Consider the following 17,539-nt stretch of genomic DNA (forward strand, 5'->3'; position numbering starts at 1 on the left):
GGGTCGCCGGCACCCGGAGCCTTCGCGAGGTGCTGCTCCGTACCGCAACCCCTCGCGGGGAACGGGCAGCCACCGACGCCCGCTCACCTGCGCCGGACGTGCTCCACGACGGCGCCGGGTTCGACGACGAGTTCGGCACCGTCGAGTTCCAGGGCCCGGGTGGTCGGTGCGAGGTTGGCCACGAGCACCCGGACCTGCTCGGCGTCCCGTCCCGCGAGGACGTGCACCCCTTGCGGCAGTGCGGATCCGAGGTGGAGGCGTTCCAGCCCGGCGAACCGCGCCAGGCGGCGGAGGCTGTCGGGTGCCGTTCCCCCGACGTCCCCGAACGTCACCGAGGCCACCCCCGCGACGCTGAACTCGGCGGCACTGGCCACGACCCACGCGGCGAACGCCGGGGCGTCGACGCGTGGATCGCGTGCGACACGGTCCCGGCCCGGACGCCACGGCGTCGTCGCGACGGCGTTGAACCGCGCCCGCAGGGTCACCGGCCCGACGTGGACCGGGCGCCCGGCGGCGGTCGCGACGGCCTGCCGTGCCGTCAGGCGCTGGACGGCGAGCGCCTCCAGGACCTGGTCGCGGCCGGTGTCGTGCATCTGCGGGGTGCTGGCGAACACCACCCCGTCGGCGTCGGCGGGCAGCTGGGCGACGGTGCGGTTCAGTTCGGTGAAGTGCGAGCGCGCGCCGGCGACGAGCGGCACGTCAGGCGGCGCCGCGGCCCGCAACGCCGTCCACAGTTCCGGGGTGCTGACGTGGGTCGTGAGCGAGTGGACGCCCAGGCGGACGAGCGGAGTTCCGGCCAGGGCCTGCACCGCGGGGCCCAGCTGGGCGGGGTCGTCGGTGACGAGCCGGACGTCCAGGGACCTGCCCGCGGCGCGGGCACGGGCGAGTTCGGTCTCCCAGTCGGGGTCGGGGAGCACGAGCTCGACGAGCAGCGGGCCCTGGAAACCCTCGACGGGCGCGGTGGTCGCCCACTGCGGCAACGGCTCGCCGCTCGCCACCAGGGTGACGGGGCCGGGTTCCGGCGCGACCGGTGCGGGGGTCGCGTTCGTGGCGCAGCGCACGACGAGGCGCTGGCGCACCGTGGCCCCGGCGGGCAGGTGCACCGGGAACGGCACGTCCAGCGGGGTGCTGTAGGTCTTGAACGAGGCGTCGGTCCAGTTGCGCTGGTCCTCCATCTCGAACACGTCGCCGTCGAACGCGACGTGGACGTCGACGCCCGGGCGCGACCAGGTCAGGGCGGCGACGTCCCGGGCCGGCTGGTGCGGCGCGATCTGGACGGGGAACCGGGTGGCGGTCGTCGAACCGTCCGGGTGGGTGACCTGGAGCGCCGTCCCGGCCTCGTCGGGGCGGTGCAGCACGACGAGACCGAAGCGGTTGCGGGCGAAGGCGGTGCGCGTGGTGGCGGTGAGGTCGACGGTGAGCGCGTCGTCGGTGGCGCTCACCTGCAGGGTCCAGTCGGCGTGGACGGTGTCCTCGCCGCCCTCGTCGAGGAACTCCCCCGTCAGGCGGATCCCGCCGGCGGCGCGGTCCACGGTCGCCACGGTCGCCGGGGCCGTGCGCCAGTCCCGGTCGCGCAGGACCGCCCGCACGGCGCGCAGGACGGGGACCCCGCAGAACTCCAGGTCCGACAGCGAACCTCCGCGGCGGACCTGCCCGCTCCACGGCCCCAGGCCGAAGGGGACGGGTTCGGGTTCCCCGTCGTTCCAGCGGGCACCGTCCATCAGAGCGTCGTCATGCCGCCGTCGACGCGGAACAGGCTTCCGGTGGCGAACGAGGACTCGTCGCTGGCCAGGTAGGTCATGATCCCGACGACGTCGGCCGGGGTTCCCGGACGCCCCAGCGGCGTGCGGGACACGATGGAGGCCCGCGAGTCCGCGTCCCCGGAGATCGCCGTGACCAGCGGCGTCTCGGTGTACCCGGGGACCACCGTGTTGACCCGGATGCCGCGGTCGGCGTACGCGGCCGCCACCGTCCGGCACATCCCGTGGATCCCGGCCTTGGTGCTGGAGTAGGCCGTGAAGTCCCTGCCCTCCCCGTTCAGCCCCGTCGGGGACCCGGTGAGGATGATCGACCCGCCTCGTCCTGCGCCGTTCCCCAGCATCGCGCGGACCGCGTGCTTGACGGTCAGGAACGTCCCGGTGAGGTTCACCGACACCGTCCGCTCCCACACCGCCAGGTCCAGGTCGGCGATCGGGGCGTCCTGCCCGAACAGCTGCACGCCGGCGTTGGCCACCACGACGTCCACCGTCAGACCGCGACCGGCGACCTCGGCGAACGCGGCCTGCACCGAGGCCTCGTCGGTGATGTCCATCCGCAGGCCGAACGCCTCACCGCCGGCGTCCTGCGCCGCGGCCCGGGCGCCGTCGGCGTCGCGGTCGGTGAACGCGACCCGCGCGCCCTGCGCGACGAACGCCGTCGCCACCGCGCGGCCGATGCCGGATGCGGCACCGGTGACCAGGACGGTCTTGCCCTGCAAGCGGTCGCTCACGCGTTCCTCCCGTTCTGGCCCGCGTCCTCGCGGAGTAGCCGGCACGCATCGTCGCGGGACGGCACACTCCGTGTCAACCGGTTGACCGGTGTTCACCGGCACTTTCAGGTACTTTGACGGCGTGCCGGCCTTCCGCAGCGACGACCCCTCCCTCGTGCAGATGGAGCTGAAGGCCGTTCCCCGCGGCAGCGCCGTCTCCGAGGTCGTCCGTCAGCTGACCACCCTGCTGTCCTCCGGGCAGTTCGCACCCGGCTCCCGGCTGCCTCCGGAGCGCCAGCTCGCCGAGGAACTCGGCGTCGGCCGCTCGGCGGTCCGGGAGGCGCTCGCCGCGCTCGACGTGCTCGGCATCGTCACCGTGCGCCCGGGGTCGGGCACGTACCTGCGCGACAGCATGTCCGAGCTGCTGCCCACGACGCTGAGCTGGGGCCTGATGCTCTCCGCCCAGCACACCTCGCAGCTGTCCGAGGTGCGCAGCGCCCTGGAGGTGCACGCCGCCGCGCTCGCGGCCGACCGCATCGGCGCCGAGGGCCTGCAGGCGCTGCAGGAGTCGCTGGAGCAGATGGAGGCCAACCTCGAGGACCTGCCCGCGTTCATCGAGGCCGACGCCCACTTCCACGTCACCCTCGCCCGCGCCTCGGACAACGAGGTGCTCGCCGACCTGCTGCAGACCACCCGCAGCCTGCTGCGGTTGTGGGTGGACCGTGGCCTGCGCCGTCGTGAGCAGGCCGAGGTCGCCTGCCGCGAGCACCGGGCCGTGTTCGACGCCGTCGCCGCCCGCGACGTGCAGGGCGCCCAGTCGGCCATGCGGACGCACATGTCGACCGCGGGCAACCGGGTCGAGCACGCCAACGACGCCGAGGGGTAGTCCCCTTCGCCGTCGGAGAACGGGGGAACGTCGGTCGCCGGGTGGACGCTGAGTTCCCCATGACCAACGACCCTGGTCCGGAGGCGCTGGACGCCTACTCCGAGGTGGTCACGCGCGTCGCCCGCACGGTGCTGCCGAGCGTCGCGAGCGTGGCCGTGCGCAACGCCCGCGGCGCCGGTGGCGGCAGCGCCTCGGTCATCACCCCCGACGGTTTCCTGCTCACCAGCGCGCACGTCGTCGAAGGTGTCGACCCTCCCGTGGACGTCGTGGACGCCGCCTTCACCGACGGCACCACGGTCCGCGCCGACGTCGTGGGCCGCGACCCGCTGTCCGACCTGGCCGTCCTGCACGCCCGCGGCGACGTCCCGGACCCCGTCGAGTTCGGGGACGCCTCGCGACTGCAGGTCGGTCAGCTCGTCGTCGCCCTGGGCAACCCGCTGGGACTGGCCGGCAGCGTGACGGCCGGGATCGTCTCGGCGCTGGGGCGCTCGCTGCCGACACGAGCCGGCCGCGTCGTCGACGAGGTCGTGCAGACCGACGCGGCCTTGAACCCGGGGAACTCCGGCGGGGTGCTCGCGGACGCGCGCGGCCGGATGGTCGGGGTGAACACCGCCGTCGCCGGGGTGGGCCTGGGGCTGGCGGTGCCGGTCAACTCCACGACCCGCGAGATCGTCGGCGCGCTCATGAGCACCGGGCGGTTCCGGCGCGCCTGGCTGGGCGTCGCCGGTGCGCAGGTCCCGCTGCCGCCGGCGGTGGCGGCGAAGGTCGGGACCCCGACGGGGATGCAGGTCGCGGGTGTCGTGGAGGGCTCACCGGCCGCAGCCGCCGGGTTGCACCGCGGCGACCTGGTGATCTCGCTGGCCGGGGAGCTGGTGACGTCGACCACGCAGATCCAGCGCCGCATGGTGGAGGGGGCGATCGACCGTCCGGTCGAGATCACGGTGTGGCGCAACGGGGCGCTGGTCGACGTCGTCGTCGTGCCCCGCGAACTGGCGTGAGGAAGTCACCTGACCCCCGCCCGGGGGGCGGGGGTCAGGGGGTCAGAAGTCCCAGTCCTCGTCCTCGGTGGCCACGGCCTTGCCGATGACGTAGCTGGACCCGGAGCCGGAGAAGAAGTCGTGGTTCTCGTCGGCGTTCGGGGACAGCGCGGCCAGGATGGACGCGTCGACCTTGGTCATGTCCGAGGGGAACATCCCCTCGTAGCCCAGGTTCATGAGCGCCTTGTTGGCGTTGTAGTGCAGGAACGTCTTGACGTCCTCGGTGAGGCCGACGCCGTCGTAGAGGTCGGCCGTGTACTTGCACTCGTTGTCGTAGAGCTCGTACAACAGGTCGAACGTGTAGTCCTTGATCTCGTCGCGCCTGGCCTGGTCGACCAGTTCGAGACCGCGCTGGAACTTGTAGCCGATGTAGTAGCCGTGCACGGCCTCGTCGCGGATGATCAGCCGGACGAGGTCGGCGGTGTTCGTCAGCTGCGCGCGGCTGGAGAAGTGCATCGGCAGGAAGAACCCGGAGTAGAAGAGGAACGACTCCAGCAGCGTGGAGGCGACCTTCCGCTTCAGCGGGTCGTCACCGTGGTAGTAGTCCAGCACGATGGCGGCCTTGCGCTGCAGCGCCTCGTTCTCCTCCGACCACCCGAAGGCCTCGTCGATCTCGCGGGTCGTGGCCAGCGTGGAGAAGATCGAGGAGTAGCTGCGGGCGTGCACCGACTCCATGAACGCGATGTTCGTGTAGACGGCCTCCTCGTGCGGCGTCAGCGCGTCCGGGATGAGCGAGACCGCACCGACGGTGCCCTGGATGGTGTCCAGCAGGGTCAGGCCGGTGAAGACGCGCATCGTCAGCGTGCGCTCCTGCGGGCTGAGGTTCTGCCACGACTGGACGTCGTTGGACAGCGGCACCTTCTCCGGCAACCAGAAGTTGCTGGTGAGGCGGTTCCAGATCTCCAGGTCCTTGTCGTCCTGGAGGCGGTTCCAGTTGATCGCGTTGACGCGGTCGATGAGCTTCAACTTCTCCACGGTTCCCTCTTCCCAACAGGTCGGCGACAGCTCCGAGCAGGCTCAGAGCATGCAGCTGACGCAGCCCTCGACCTCGGTGCCCTCGAGCGCCATCTGCCGGATGCGGATGTAGTAGATCGTCTTGATGCCCTTGCGCCAGGCGTAGATCTGCGCGCGGTTGATGTCGCGCGTGGTGGCGGTGTCCTTGAAGAACAGCGTCAGCGACAGACCCTGGTCGACGTGCTGCGTCGCCGCGGCGTAGGTGTCGATGATCTTCTCGGGGCCGATCTCGTAGGCGTCGGCGTAGTACTCCAGGTTGTCGTTCGTCATGAACGGCGCCGGGTAGTACACGCGGCCGAGCTTGCCCTCCTTGCGGATCTCGATCTTGGAGGCGATCGGGTGGATCGAGGAGGTCGAGTTGTTGATGTAGCTGATCGACCCCGTCGGCGGGACGGCCTGCAGGTTCTGGTTGAAGATGCCGTGCTCGACGACGGAGGCCTTCAGCCCCGCCCAGTCCGCCCGGGTCGGCAGCGTGATGCCGGCGTCGGAGAACAGCTTCGCGACGCGCTCGGTGGCGGGCAGGAAGTCGTTCTCGAGGTACTTGTCGAAGAACGTCCCGTCGGCGTACCGGGAGTTCTCGAAGCCCTCGAAGGTCTCACCGCGCTCGATGGCGATGTTGTTGCTGGCGCGCAGGGCGTGGAACAGCACCGCCGCGAAGTACACGTTGGTGAAGTCGATGCCCTCCTCGCTGCCGTAGTGCACGCGCTCGCGGGCCAGGTAGCCGTGCAGGTTCATCTGCCCCAGGCCGATGGCGTGCGACTTGGAGTTGCCGTGGGCGATCGAGGGCACCGACTGGATGTCGCTGGCCACCGAGACCGCGGTCAGCGCGCGGACGGCCGTCTCGACGCTGCGCCCGAGGTCGCCGCCGTCCATCGCCAGGGCGATGTTCAGCGAGCCGAGGTTGCAGGAGATGTCCTTGCCGATCTCGGAGTACGTCAGGTCCTCGGCCAGCGTGCTGGGCGTGTTGACCTGCAGGATCTCCGAGCACAGATTCGACATGTTGATGCGGCCGGCGATCGGGTTGGCCGCGTTCACCGTGTCCTCGAACACGATGTACGGGTAGCCGGACTCGAACTGCAGCTCGGCGAGGGTCTGGAAGAACTCGCGGGCCGAGATCTGCGTCTTGCGGATCCGGTCGTCGGCCACCATCTCGCGGTAGTGCTCGCTGACGGCGATGTCGCCGAACGGCTTGCCGTACACGCGCTCCACGTCGTAGGGGGAGAACAGGTGCATCGGCTCGTTGTTCTTGGCGAGCTCGAAGGTGATGTCCGGGACCACGACGCCCAGGCTCAGCGTCTTGATGCGGATCTTCTCGTCGGCGTTCTCGCGCTTGGTGTCCAGGAACCGCAGGATGTCGGGGTGGTGCGCCGACAGGTACACCGCACCGGCGCCCTGGCGGGCACCGAGCTGGTTGGCGTAGGAGAAGGAGTCCTCCAGCAGCTTCATCACGGGGATGACGCCGGAGGACTGGTTCTGGATCTTCTTGATCGGCGCGCCGTACTCGCGGATGTTGCTCAGCAGCAGGGCGACGCCGCCACCGCGCTTGGACAGCTGCAGCGCGGAGTTGATGCCGCGGCCGATGGACTCCATGTCGTCCTCGATGCGCAGCAGGAAGCACGAGACGAGCTCGCCGCGCGATCCCTTGCCGGCGTTGAGGAACGTCGGCGTGGCCGGCTGGAAGCGGCCGGCGATGACCTCGTCGACGATCGCCGTGGCCAGCTCCTCGTTCCCCACGGCCAGCGTCAGCGCGGTCATGACCGCGCGGTCCTCGAAGTTCTCCAGGTAGTGCTTGCCGTCGAAGCTCTTCAGCGCGTAGCTCGTGTAGAACTTGAACGCGCCCAGGAAGGTGGCGAAGCGGAACTTCGCGCCGTGCGCGCGGTCGGTCAGCGTGCGGACGAACTCCGGGGAGTACTGGTCCAGGACGTGCTGCTCGTAGTAGCCGTGCTCGACCATGTGCTCCAGCCGCGCCTCGAAGGAGGGGAACTGCAGCGTGCGCGGGATGACGTGCTGGAGGAAGTACTGCCGGGCGGCCTCGACGTCGGCGCCGAACTGGATCTTGCCCTCGTCGTCCCACAGGTTCAACATCGCGTTGAGCGTGTGGTAGCTGGGCGAGGCGCCCACGGGCGCCGGGACGGTCTCCAGCTCGGTGGTGGCGTCGGAGGTGAGGGTCACAGCGAGTCCAATCCATCGCGCACGCGGCGCACGTCGTCGGGTGTCCCGAAGAGTTCGAAGCGGTACAGGTGGGGCACCCCGCACTTGGCCGCCACGATGTCGCCGGCCACGGCGTAGTGCTCACCGAAGTTGGTGTTGCCCGCCCCGATGACCCCTCGGACGAGGGCACGGTTCGCGGGATCGTTGAGGAAGCGGATGACCTGCTTGGGCACCGCTCCCACCCCGTCGCCCCCGCCGTAGGTGGGGACGATGAGGACGTACGGGTCGGTGACGCGCAACGGCTCGTCACGCGCGTACAGCGGGATGCGCAGCCCCGGGCGCTCCAGCTGGAGCTTGTCGACGAAGCGGTGCGTGTTGCCGGAGACGCTCGAGAAGTAGACGACGCCGGGCTTCACGGGACTCCTCCGAGGGGTGGTGCTGGAGGGCGGGTCAGACGGAGACGGCGGCCTTGGCCAGCGCGTCGATGCGGTCGGGGCGGAAGCCCGACCAGTGGTCCTCACCGGCGACGACGACGGGGGCCTGGACGTACCCGAGGGAGCGGACCAGCGCCAGCGCGTCGGCGTCCACCGTCACGTCGACGACCTCGTACGCCAGGCCCTTGCGGTCGAGCGCGCGGTAGGTCGCCTTGCACTGCACGCAGGACGGCGTGCTGTAGACGGTGATGCTCATCGGGTGTTCCTTCCCTCGGGCCTGTCGTGCAGGTTCAGTCGCCGAAGCCGTGACGTCCGGGACTCCGACTCGCGAGCCCCGTCCTGCTGGTGCTCCAAACACTACCCCTGGGGGGGCGTGTGGAAAACCGGCACAAGATGGTGTGTGACAAGGATGTTATTCGCCCGTCCCGCCCCATCGGGGCACGGCCGGTCGACCGCAAGCCCCTGACCTGCGGCGACACCGCGGGACCACCCCTCTGGTCGGCACTCGTTGTCAGTAGAGATAAACAGAGCGTGATCGGCGTGTCGTGTCGTGTCGGCGTGTCCTCCACAGCCACCCACAGCCCGGTCCCCACCTCGTCCACACACTCGTACACAACACCTGGGGCCTCCGGCGCCATCCCACCCCCAGATGTCGGGGCGGACCGGTCGCCGCCCGGCACCCGATCAGCCCTCCCGGGAGGGCGCGCCGGCACCTCCCCGCGGCACGCCCCGCGACCGGCGGTGGGGCCGTCCGTGGACATCGGCGGTCCTTCCCCCGACCCGGCGCTTGTCCGGGCCCCCTCGCGAGCGCCAGGGTGGACGCCCTGGGCACCGGTGCCCCCGCAGCCCGAGCCGACGACCCCGGTCGGGCTCCGGGAGCGCCGGCTGGTGCGGTCGACGACGGGAGCTGCTCGGCATGTCCCACGAGGTCCTGGTGGCCGACCGCGGCGGGATCGCCGTCCGGGCGCTCAGGGGTCGACCCGCGCATCCAGGTCCAGCACACCGTCACCGAGGAGGTCACCGACGTCGACCTCGTCCAGGCCCCGCTGCGCACCGCCTCGGGTGGGTCGCCGGTCGGGCGCGGTGCGGCGGTGCGGTGCCGCACCACCACCGAGGGGACCCGGTGCTGCAGGTGCCGTGACGACAGACCCCGGACCCCGGACCCCGGACCCGGCAGGAGGAGTGGACCGTGCAGATCGCCGTGACGACACCGACGGGCAACGTGGGGCACCACCTGGTCCCGATGCTGCTCCGGGCCGGGACGCGACCCCGGGTGCTGGTGCGCGACCCCGACCGGTTGCCACCGGGGATCCGCCCGCACGTGGAGGTCGCGGTCGCCGACCAGTTCGACACCGCCCAGGTGGTGGCCGCGACCCGCGGCGTCGACGCCCTGTACTGGGTCGACCCCCCGGTCGCGGGTGAGGATCCGCTGGCCGACCACGCGCGCGCCACCGCGGCCGTGGTCGCGGCCGTCGAGGCGAACGCGATCGGGCGGGTCGTGTTCCAGAGCAGTGTCGGGGCGGAACTGCGGCACGGAGCCGGGGAGATCGACGGCCTCGCCGGTACCGAACTGGGCCTCGACGCCACCGCCGCGGCGGTCACCCACCTGCGCTGCGGGTTCTTCTTCTCCAACCTGCTGCTGGAGCTCGACGCGATCCGCGCCGGCCGGGTGCAGGTCGTCCTGCCCCTCGACCACCCGATGGCCTGGGTCGCGCCGCGGGACATCGCCGAGGTCGCCGCCACGCGACTGCTGAACCCCGACTGGTCCGGTCGCGTCGTGCAGGCCGTGCACGGCCCGGAGGACCTCACCTGGTCCGGGGCCGCGGCCGTCGTCTCGGCGGCGACGGGAGTCCGTCTCACCGTCGAGCGCGTCGCCGACGAGGAGCTGCGCGAGGCGATGCGCAGCGCGGGGATGAGCGAGGCGTTCGCGGACGCGGTGCTCGGGATGTCGACCGGCCTGCGGGAGGGGTTCCGGCCCGAACAGCCGCGCACCGCGCAGACCACGACCCCCACCACCCTGGGCGCGTGGAGCTACGAGACGCTGCGACCGCTGCTCGCCCGGTAACCCGTCAGCAGGCGCCGCACGACCTCGGCGCACTCGGCCAGCGCCCGGTCGCGCTCGGCGCCGACCAGCGTCGCGATCCACCTCGCCGATTCGTTGAGCGCGCCGGACACGGTGCGCACCAGAGGTTCCAGCGGCGCGTCCGGCAGCAGGTGCGCCAGCGCCGGACGCAGGTGCGCCACCGAGTTCACCTCGTCCAGCCCGTGCCACTGCTCCCAGCCCAGGACGGCGGGGGCCTCGAGCAGCAGGACCCGGCGGGCGGCGGGGGCGGTGGCGGCGCGCAGGAACTCCTCGCATCCGGCGAGCAACCCGTCCCAGGCGTCGGGTTCGGCGTCGGCGCGGGCGGCGACCTGCTCCCCCACCTGCCGCGCCACGGCGGCGGCGACGGCCCGGAACAGCTCCAGCTTGCCGTCGAAGTGGTGGTACAGCGCTCCCTTGGTGACCCCCGCCGTCGCGACGACCTCGGCCAGCCCGACGTCGGCGTAGCCGCGGTCGGCGAACAACCGGTGCGCCACCGACAGCAGGTGCGCACGGGTGCGCACGCGCTGCTCCTCGCGGACTCCCACGGAACCTCCTCGCCACCGCCTCATTGACATACCGATGGTATGCGAACTGGCGTCGGCGCACCAGCACCCGACAGGGAGGTCGCACCGTGGAACTGACCAGCTGCTACCCCGTCCTGCTCAGCCGTGACGTCGCGGCCGCCCGGGACTGCCTGACCCGCTGGTTCGGGTTCGAGGTCGTCTTCGACTCCGGCTGGTACGCCAGCCTGCGTCACCGCAGCGCCCCGTCGCAGGAGATCGCCGTCGTCGCCCACGACCACCCGACCGTTCCCGCGGCGTACCGCCGGACGGCGCGGGGCGTCGTCGTCAACCTCGAGGTGACCGACGTCGACGCGCAGTGGCAGCGGATGGTCGTCGAGGGCGGCCTGGAACCCGCGCTGGAACTGCGCAGCGAGGACTTCGGCCAACGGCACTTCATCGTGGCCGGGCCGGAGGGACTCCTGGTCGACGTGATCACCCCGATCCCGCCGGCCGGGGAGTTCGCCGACGCCTGACCCGACGACCGTCCGGGTCAGCGACCGGCGTCCGCCCGCGCCGCGAGCAGCGACCTCAGCCCGTCGTGGGAGGCCGACCCCGGTTCCGCCGCGAAGGTCACCAGCTGCTGACCGGGATCGGCGGTGCCGGCCAGGAACGACCAGTCGAGCACCAGCTCCCCGGCGAGCGGGTGCCGGAAGGTCTTGCGGCCCGACTCCTGGAACCCGGTGCGGTGCTCCCCCCACCAGCGCTCGAAGTCCTGGTCGCGCGCCGACAGGTCCGCGACCAGTTCCCGCAGCCGCGGGTCGTCCGGTCCGCTCGCCGCCGCGCGCCGCAACAGCGCCACGCACGCCCGCGCGTAGGGCTCCCAGCCGGCGCGCAGCCCCCGCACGGCGGGGTTGGTGAAGACGAGCCGCACGAAGTTGCGCTCCCGCTCGGGCAACCGGCCGAAGTCCAGGAACAACGCCGCGGCCGCCGGGTTCCAGGCCAGCACGTCGGCGCGGCGCCCCAGGACGATCCCGGCAGTGGTCGGCAGGTCCTCCAGCAGCCCGCGCAACCGGGGTTCGGCCTCCTCCCGGACCTGGTCCGCAGGAGCGGGCCCGGGCCACCCGGCCAGTGCGAACAGGTGCTCCCGCTCCCGCTCGTCCAGCCGCAGCACGCGAGCGAGCCTGTCGAGGACCGACCAGGAGGCCTGGACACGGCCCTGCTCCAGGCGGGCGTAGTGGTCGCTGCCGATCGAGGCCAGCCGGGCGACGTCCTCGCGCCGCAACCCCGCGGTGCGCCGCCGCCCCGTGACCTCCAGGCCGACGCCGGCCGGCGTGAGGTCCCGCCGCCGCGAGCGGAGGAGGTCGCCGAGCTCGTCCTGCTGCTTCCTGGGCACGCCCGCATCGTCGCACCGCCGGGCGGGTGCCCGTGGGGTCATCCGGTGATCCGCCGCGCCGTCGACCGGCGCACCACGAGTTCGGGTTCGAAGACGATCTGCTGGGCCGGCCGGCCCTCGACCTGGGCCAGCAGCAGTTCCACGGCCGTGCGGCCGAGCAGTTCCCGCGGCTGGCGGACCGAGGTCAGCGGCACGGTCGCGGTGGCCGCGAAGCCGATGTCGTCGTAGCCGACCACGGCCAGCTCGTCCGGAACCCGGACCCCGCGGCGCACGCACTCGTTGAGGACGCCGATCGCCAGCAGGTCGTTGGCGCAGAACACCGCGGTGGGGCGCTCGGACTCCGGCGCGGCCAGGATCCGGGCCGCGGCCTGCGCCCCCGCCCGCACCGACAACCCCGTCGTGTCGACGACCTCGACGCTGCCGTGGCCGCCCACCGCCTCCCGCACCCCGCGCAGGCGCTCGGCGACCTGCCGCAACGGCGAGGCGGTGCCGACGTAGGCGATGCGCCGGTGCCCGGCCCCGACCAGGTGCTCGCCGGCCAGCCGGCCGCCGAGGACGTCGTCGACGGCGACCGAGGACTGCCCGGTCCCGGCCGCGCCGCGGTCGACCAGGACGACCGGTGTGCCGTGCTCGCGCACCTCGGTCAGCGCGGGGCTGGCGGTGTCGTGGACGGGGGTCAGCAGCACCCCCAGCACGCGCTGCTGGTTCAGCCGGCGCAGGTGCCGCGCCTCCCGGTCGGCCGAGTTGGCGCTGTTGCACATCACCACGAGGGAGTCGTGCCGTTCGGCCAGTTCCTCCGCACCGGCGATGACGTCGGTGAAGAACGGGTTGGCCACGTCCAGGACGACCATCGCGATGGTGCGGCTGACCCCGGCCCGCAACTGCCGGGCCGACTCGTTGCGCACGAACCCGAGCTCGGCGATCGCGTCCAGCACCCGGGTGCGCAACGCCTCGGACACGACCTCGGGCCGGTTCAGGACGTTGCTCACCGTCCCCAGCGACACCCCGGCCCGCTGGGCGACCTCCTTGACCGTCGCCATGACGTGAGGATCGCAGACCGCGACCGGTCTCAGCGCCGTGCGGTGCCGGCCGGGCGCACGTCGATGACCCCGCCGTACCGCTCGGCCTCGATCTGCTGCAGCGTCTTGCCCTGCGTGGCCGGGGTGAAGACGGTGCCCACGACCGCGGCGACGACGAGCAGGCCGATCATGACCGTGCCGACGAACGGCACGCCCCGTTGCGTCAGCAACGTCGGGAACCAGTAGCTCAGCAGACCCACCGCGCAGCGGGCGGCGAAGAAGAGGACGCCCTGCGCGCTGGCCCGGTACGGGGTGGCGAACAGTTCCGAGGTCCAGACGCTGTAGAACGCCTGCGCCCCGATCCCGGCCGCCAGTCCCCACAGCAGCGCGTACCCCAGCAACGTGGGCAGGCTCCCGTCGGAGAACACCAGCAACGCCCAGGCGACGATCCCCGTCACCGCACCGACGGCGTACAGCACCCGCCGGCTGACCCGGTCGCCGTAGCGCATGAACCCCACGACGGTCGCCAGGCAGGTGCAGACCCAGACGAGCACCTGCAGCAGGTTCTGCTCGGTCGCGCTCTGCACCCCGGCCGCCTGGTAGACCCGCGGCATGAAGATCCCGGCCTGCCCGGCCACGGTGTTCCAGAAGGCGTAGACGCCGAACAGGAACAGCAGCGCCGTGAGGTTGGCCCGCCGCGAGAACAGCCCGCGCAGTCCCCGGCCGCGGACCGGGGCGACCTCGCGCTCGTCCTTCCAGATCGCCGACTCCGGCAGTCCCTGCCGGACCCACCAGGTGATCGCGGCCACCACGAACAGGTGCGCGAAGATGATCCGGTTCCCCAGCAGCCCCAGGTCCCCGAGGGCGACGGCGAGCGCGAAACCCACCACGGGCCCCAGCGACCAGGCCAGCTGCGCGGTCCCGACGTGCCGGGCCCGGTGCTGCGCGGGTGCCTCCTCGGCGATGTAGGTCCAGGAGGCGGGAACTCCCGCGCCGACGGCGATCCCGGTCAGGACGAACGCCACGAGCAGCATCGTGTAGTTCTGCGCGAACGTCGCCAGCAGGACGCCGACCATGTAGAGGACGAGGTCGTAGGTGTAGATGAACTTGCGGCCCAGCCGGTCGCACAGCGGGCCGCCGACCGCCGCCCCGGCGGCGGCGCCGAAGGCGTTGGCCGACAGCGCGGCCAGCAGACCGACGGCCACGTCGCCGACGCCGAAGCGCTCCTGCCAGTTCGTCAGGCTGACCGCGATCGCGATGATCGAGCCGGCCTCGATGTAGTTCGACATGGCGACGGCGATCGTCGCCCCCCACCCCGTGGTGGACCGTGCTCCGAGCGCCATCGCCCGTCCCTCCGTCGTCAGTCGAGGTGGAAGTACTCCACGAGGCGTTCCCGGGGCCGCTCACCGGCCGCCGCGGCCGGGGCGGGCTGGAAGAACCGCGACATCGTCGCCTCCCACCGGGCCGAGACCTCCTCGCGGTCCATGGCCGCGGTCGTGGCCTCGAAGTCGTCGGTCTCGCAGTACCCCACGACGAGGCCGTCGTCGGCCCGCAGGAAGAGGGAGTAGTTGCGCCACCCGGTGCGCGTCAGCGCCTCGAGCACCTCCGGCCACACCTGCTCGTGGACCTGCAGGTACTCGGTCACCAGCTCCGGCTTCAGGTGCAGCAGGAAGCAGGCTCGTTCGGTCACGCGTTCCTCCGGTCCTCGTCGACCCGCCCACCCGCTCTGACACGATTCAAGCGGGCGTCCCGAGTGTGGAGCGGACGAACCGGAACGTCAAGCGTGCGAGCCGACCCGCGCAGCGGTGTCGTTGAAACGATTCGTGGCCGGGTCTCCCGGACACCCGTCCGGGCGACGTCCGGCACGCCAACCGTCAAGATCGGCTCCGTGAGCGCCGATCACCCGGGTGTGAGCGACACCTACCGCCTCGTGACCCGCAGCGACTTCGACGGACTGGTCTGCGCCGTCCTGCTGCGCCAGCTCGACCTGGTCGACGAGATCACCTTCGTGCACCCCAAGGACGTCCAGGACGGTGCCGTCGAGATCACCGGTCGCGACATCCTCACGAACCTGCCCTACGACCCGCGGGCGCACCTGGTCTTCGACCACCACCACTCCGAGACGCTGCGCAACGGGCAGCGGGCCAACCACGTCATCGACGCCGACGCCCCCTCGGCCGCCCGGGTCGTCTTCGACCACTTCGGCGGCGCGGCGCGCTTCCCGAAGATCTCCGACGAGCTCATGCGGGCCGTCGACCAGGCCGACTCCGCGCAGTACGACGTCGCGGAGATCCTCGACCCGACCGGCTGGACGCTGCTGAACTTCCTCATGGACTCGCGCACCGGCCTGGGGCGGTTCCGCGACTTCCGCATCTCCAACTACCAGTTGATGATGCAGCTCATCGACAGCTGCATCGACTACCAGGACGTCGAGGAGATCCTCGCCCTGCCCGACGTCGCCGAGCGCGTCGACCTCTACCGCGCCCAGGCGGAGCTGTTCAGGGCCCAGCTGGAGCGGGTCACGACCCTGCACGGCGACGTCGCGGTCCTGGACCTGCGCGAGGAGGAGACGATCCACGCGGGCAACCGGTTCTTCGTCTACGCGCTCTTCCCGCAGGCCCGGGTCTCGATGCACGTCATGTGGGGCCGGGCCAGGCAGAACACCGTGTTCGCCGTCGGCAAGTCCATCGTCGACCGCACCTCCCCGGTCGACGTCGGCGGCGTGTGCCTGCAGTACGGCGGGGGTGGCCACCTGGCCGCCGGCACCTGCCAGGTGCCGCACGAGGACGCCGAGCGCGTCCTGGGAGAACTCGTCGGCAAGCTCCGCAGCGACGCCTGAGTTCCTGCCGGCCACGCCGGTGCGGTAGACACGGAGTGCGGTGGGGTCGGGCGTCTGGAGGGGCGAGCGGAGTGGTGCACACCGCTGCGGTGGAGACACGGGGTGACGCCTGACCACCGGTACGCGCTCCCGGCCCCACCGCCCCGCTGACGACTGTCCACGTCCGTGAACGCCGCACGCGCTGGACGACTACCTCTAGACTCCGGTCCGAGGAGGTGGCGGTGATGGCAGCTCAGCCCGTCGAGATCGATCCGGAGTCCGAAGGCGCCGGACGCGGACCGGTGAAGTCCGCCGAGCGGACCGTCCGGATCCTGCAGGCACTGGCCCAGCCGCCCTACGTGCTCAGCGTGGCCCAGCTGCAGGAACGCACCGGGTACCCGCGCTCCAGCCTGCACGCCCTGCTGCGCACCCTCGTCGACCTGGACTGGATCGAACCGCCCGCCGCGTCCGGGTCCGGGGCCGGCGGGTACGGCATCGGATCGCAGGCGCTGCTCACCGGCACCGCCTACCTCGACCGCGACCCCGCCCTGCCGCTCGCCCTGGCCACCGTCGAGGCCGTCCGCGACGAGACGCGCTGCACGACGCACATCGCGCGCCTGGAGGGCGGCAACGTGGTCTACCTGGCCACCCGCGAGGCGGCCGACGCCCACCGCGGGCACTCCCGCGTCGGGCGGTTCCTGCCCGCCTACGCCACGTCGCTGGGCAAGGCGCTGCTGGCCGAACGCACGGCCGCCGAGCTCGACGACCTGCTGCCCGGCGACGACCTGCCGCAGCTGACCCCCGACACCGTGGCCGACCGCGCCGCCCTCGACGCCGAACTGGCCGAGGTCCGGGCCCGCGGCTGGGCGCTGGAACGCGGGCAGAACCTGCCCGGCACCGTGTGCGTCGGCACCCGCGTCGAGTACCGGATCCCCGCCACCGACGCCATCAGCTGCAGCCTGCCCGCCGACATCGCCACCGACGAGGAGGTCGAGCGGGTCGCGGAGATCCTCACCCGGCACGCCGGGCGGCTGGCCCGGGAACTGCGCGCCGCCGGGATCCGCTGACCCGCCACCACCGCGAGGACCGCCTGAGCACCGAAGCGCTCGATCACCGTGATCAAGCACTTCGGTGATCAAGCACTTCGGTGATCAAGCACTGGGGTGGTCGGGCACCTCGCGCAGGCGTGAGGTGAAACCCGCCACCGGGCCGGCCGTCAGCAACCCGCTGCCCGCACCGGCGAACTCGCCCTCGACCGGCTCCAGCCGTGCCAGCACCGCGCGCGCCACGCCCGCGTCCCCGAGGTCGGCCGCGGCGGCCCCGACGAAGCACCACAGCAGGTCCTCCAGGTGCCCCGGCGACGGTTCTCCCGCGGCCGCGACCGCCCGGCGGGCCTCCTCGAGACGCCCACGCCCGATCAGCACCAGCGGTTCGATCCACGCCCGCCACGGCCCGGCCGCGCACCAGGCCGGCACCGCGGAACCGTGCTGGACGTGTGCGGCCGCCACCGCGGCCTGCAGGAGCCCGTCGGCCATCCCCGGCATGCCGGAACCCTCCAGCCCCGCCGCGGCGCGCCGGTAACCGTCCACCACCACCGGCAGGGAACCGCCGGTCAGGGCCGCGCGCAGGGCCGTGAAGAACTCCGCGAACGTCCGCACCAGGGGCGCACCCTCGACCCGGGCCAGCTCCAGCGCCGCGTCGACGTGCCGTTGCGCCGCCTCCACGTCCCCCCCC

At 72.2% G+C, this 17,539-nt stretch carries 17 protein-coding genes and 2 pseudogenes; 7 read left to right on the top strand and 12 right to left on the bottom strand.

Annotated elements, in window-relative coordinates; all coding sequences use genetic code 11:
• Nucleotides 1-83 precede the first annotated feature (83 nt).
• Both ACRYR2_RS05400 and ACRYR2_RS05405 read right to left on the bottom strand, forming a co-directional pair.
• The gene (locus ACRYR2_RS05400; protein WP_432561804.1) at nt 84-1,721 is read right to left on the bottom strand and encodes a hypothetical protein; all 1,638 of its coding nucleotides are present in this window, start codon (nt 1,719-1,721) and stop codon (nt 84-86) included.
• Nucleotides 1,721-2,488 (bottom strand): SDR family NAD(P)-dependent oxidoreductase, encoded by a 768-nt coding sequence (locus ACRYR2_RS05405; RefSeq protein WP_432561805.1) that lies wholly within the window; start codon nt 2,486-2,488, stop codon nt 1,721-1,723. The genes ACRYR2_RS05400 and ACRYR2_RS05405 overlap by 1 nt, the downstream gene beginning before the upstream one ends.
• 121 nt (nt 2,489-2,609) lie before the next feature.
• Here ACRYR2_RS05405 and ACRYR2_RS05410 point away from each other — a divergent pair, with 121 nt between their 5' ends.
• Both ACRYR2_RS05410 and ACRYR2_RS05415 read left to right on the top strand, forming a co-directional pair.
• On the top strand, nt 2,610-3,353 hold the full coding sequence (locus ACRYR2_RS05410; RefSeq protein WP_432561806.1) for a FadR/GntR family transcriptional regulator: 744 nt from the start codon (nt 2,610-2,612) through the stop codon (nt 3,351-3,353).
• 59 nt (nt 3,354-3,412) lie between these two features.
• Nucleotides 3,413-4,351, top strand: a complete 939-nt coding sequence (locus ACRYR2_RS05415) for a S1C family serine protease (RefSeq protein WP_432561807.1) — start codon at nt 3,413-3,415, stop codon at nt 4,349-4,351.
• 42 nt (nt 4,352-4,393) lie between these two features.
• Here the strand turns inward: ACRYR2_RS05415 and nrdF are convergent, their stop codons facing one another.
• From nrdF to nrdH, 4 genes are all read right to left on the bottom strand, one after another.
• A complete protein-coding gene (nrdF, locus tag ACRYR2_RS05420) occupies nt 4,394-5,365 on the bottom strand; it encodes a class 1b ribonucleoside-diphosphate reductase subunit beta (RefSeq protein WP_432561808.1) in 972 nt (323 codons plus the stop codon).
• Between the two features lie 42 nt (nt 5,366-5,407).
• Nucleotides 5,408-7,489: a class 1b ribonucleoside-diphosphate reductase subunit alpha gene (gene nrdE, locus ACRYR2_RS05425; protein ID WP_432561826.1), complete on the bottom strand. Its 2,082-nt coding sequence runs from the start codon at nt 7,487-7,489 to the stop codon at nt 5,408-5,410.
• 83 nt (nt 7,490-7,572) lie between these two features.
• A complete protein-coding gene (gene nrdI / locus ACRYR2_RS05430; protein ID WP_432561809.1) occupies nt 7,573-7,971 on the bottom strand; it encodes a class Ib ribonucleoside-diphosphate reductase assembly flavoprotein NrdI in 399 nt (132 codons plus the stop codon).
• Between the two features lie 34 nt (nt 7,972-8,005).
• The gene (nrdH, locus tag ACRYR2_RS05435; RefSeq protein ID WP_179750297.1) at nt 8,006-8,245 is read right to left on the bottom strand and encodes a glutaredoxin-like protein NrdH; all 240 of its coding nucleotides are present in this window, start codon (nt 8,243-8,245) and stop codon (nt 8,006-8,008) included.
• Nucleotides 8,246-8,963: 718 nt separating this feature from the next.
• Here nrdH and ACRYR2_RS25020 point away from each other — a divergent pair.
• Both ACRYR2_RS25020 and ACRYR2_RS05440 read left to right on the top strand, forming a co-directional pair.
• Nucleotides 8,964-9,104, top strand: a pseudogene (locus ACRYR2_RS25020) (ATP-binding protein); the annotation flags it as partial.
• A gap of 74 nt (nt 9,105-9,178) precedes the next feature.
• Nucleotides 9,179-10,054: an NAD(P)H-binding protein gene (locus ACRYR2_RS05440; protein WP_432561810.1), complete on the top strand. Its 876-nt coding sequence runs from the start codon at nt 9,179-9,181 to the stop codon at nt 10,052-10,054.
• Here the strand turns inward: ACRYR2_RS05440 and ACRYR2_RS05445 are convergent.
• The gene (locus tag ACRYR2_RS05445; protein WP_432561811.1) at nt 10,021-10,617 is read right to left on the bottom strand and encodes a TetR/AcrR family transcriptional regulator; all 597 of its coding nucleotides are present in this window, start codon (nt 10,615-10,617) and stop codon (nt 10,021-10,023) included. The genes ACRYR2_RS05440 and ACRYR2_RS05445 overlap by 34 nt on opposite strands.
• Nucleotides 10,618-10,703: 86 nt before the next feature.
• Between ACRYR2_RS05445 and ACRYR2_RS05450 the strand changes: the two genes are divergently transcribed.
• Nucleotides 10,704-11,108 (top strand): VOC family protein, encoded by a 405-nt coding sequence (locus tag ACRYR2_RS05450; RefSeq protein WP_432561812.1) that lies wholly within the window; start codon nt 10,704-10,706, stop codon nt 11,106-11,108.
• 17 nt (nt 11,109-11,125) lie between these two features.
• On the opposite strand, the gene ACRYR2_RS05455 is transcribed toward ACRYR2_RS05450, so the two are convergent.
• The 4 genes from ACRYR2_RS05455 to ACRYR2_RS05470 are packed head-to-tail and all read right to left on the bottom strand — an operon-like array spanning nt 11,126 to nt 14,677.
• Nucleotides 11,126-11,968 (bottom strand): helix-turn-helix transcriptional regulator, encoded by an 843-nt coding sequence (locus ACRYR2_RS05455; RefSeq protein ID WP_432561813.1) that lies wholly within the window; start codon nt 11,966-11,968, stop codon nt 11,126-11,128.
• Between the two features lie 38 nt (nt 11,969-12,006).
• Nucleotides 12,007-13,008 (bottom strand): LacI family DNA-binding transcriptional regulator, encoded by a 1,002-nt coding sequence (locus tag ACRYR2_RS05460; protein WP_432561814.1) that lies wholly within the window; start codon nt 13,006-13,008, stop codon nt 12,007-12,009.
• Nucleotides 13,009-13,037: 29 nt separating this feature from the next.
• Nucleotides 13,038-14,330, bottom strand: coding sequence for an MFS transporter (locus tag ACRYR2_RS05465; protein WP_432561815.1), 1,293 nt, complete (start codon nt 14,328-14,330; stop codon nt 13,038-13,040).
• A 17-nt stretch (nt 14,331-14,347) separates the two neighbouring features.
• Nucleotides 14,348-14,677, bottom strand: a complete 330-nt coding sequence (locus ACRYR2_RS05470; protein WP_432561816.1) for an L-rhamnose mutarotase — start codon at nt 14,675-14,677, stop codon at nt 14,348-14,350.
• 198 nt (nt 14,678-14,875) lie between these two features.
• Here ACRYR2_RS05470 and ACRYR2_RS05475 point away from each other — a divergent pair, with 198 nt between their 5' ends.
• A complete protein-coding gene (locus ACRYR2_RS05475) occupies nt 14,876-15,826 on the top strand; it encodes a DHH family phosphoesterase (protein WP_432561817.1) in 951 nt (316 codons plus the stop codon).
• A 224-nt stretch (nt 15,827-16,050) separates the two neighbouring features.
• Entirely contained in the window at nt 16,051-16,872 is an 822-nt protein-coding gene (locus tag ACRYR2_RS05480) for an IclR family transcriptional regulator (protein ID WP_432561818.1), read from the top strand.
• 84 nt (nt 16,873-16,956) lie between these two features.
• On the opposite strand, the pseudogene ACRYR2_RS05485 reads toward ACRYR2_RS05480, so the two are convergent.
• Nucleotides 16,957-17,539 (bottom strand): annotated as a pseudogene (locus ACRYR2_RS05485) (hypothetical protein); the annotation flags it as partial.

The sequence above is a fragment of the Kineococcus deserti genome, assembly GCF_050871945.1.
Classification (GTDB): domain Bacteria; phylum Actinomycetota; class Actinomycetes; order Actinomycetales; family Kineococcaceae; genus Kineococcus.

Excerpts from the sequence above, each read along its gene's own strand:
- nrdE (WP_432561826.1), bottom strand. The coding sequence starts at position 7,489 with ATGTTGAACCTGTGGGACGACGAGGGCAAGATCCAGTTCGGCGCCGAC.
- ACRYR2_RS05400 (WP_432561804.1), bottom strand. The coding sequence starts at position 1,721 with ATGGACGGTGCCCGCTGGAACGACGGGGAACCCGAACCCGTCCCCTTC.
- ACRYR2_RS05480 (WP_432561818.1), top strand. The coding sequence starts at position 16,051 with ATGGCAGCTCAGCCCGTCGAGATCGATCCGGAGTCCGAAGGCGCCGGA.
- ACRYR2_RS05460 (WP_432561814.1), bottom strand. The coding sequence starts at position 13,008 with ATGGCGACGGTCAAGGAGGTCGCCCAGCGGGCCGGGGTGTCGCTGGGG.
- ACRYR2_RS05415 (WP_432561807.1), top strand. The coding sequence starts at position 3,413 with ATGACCAACGACCCTGGTCCGGAGGCGCTGGACGCCTACTCCGAGGTG.
- ACRYR2_RS05465 (WP_432561815.1), bottom strand. The coding sequence starts at position 14,330 with ATGGCGCTCGGAGCACGGTCCACCACGGGGTGGGGGGCGACGATCGCC.
- nrdH (WP_179750297.1), bottom strand. The coding sequence starts at position 8,245 with ATGAGCATCACCGTCTACAGCACGCCGTCCTGCGTGCAGTGCAAGGCG.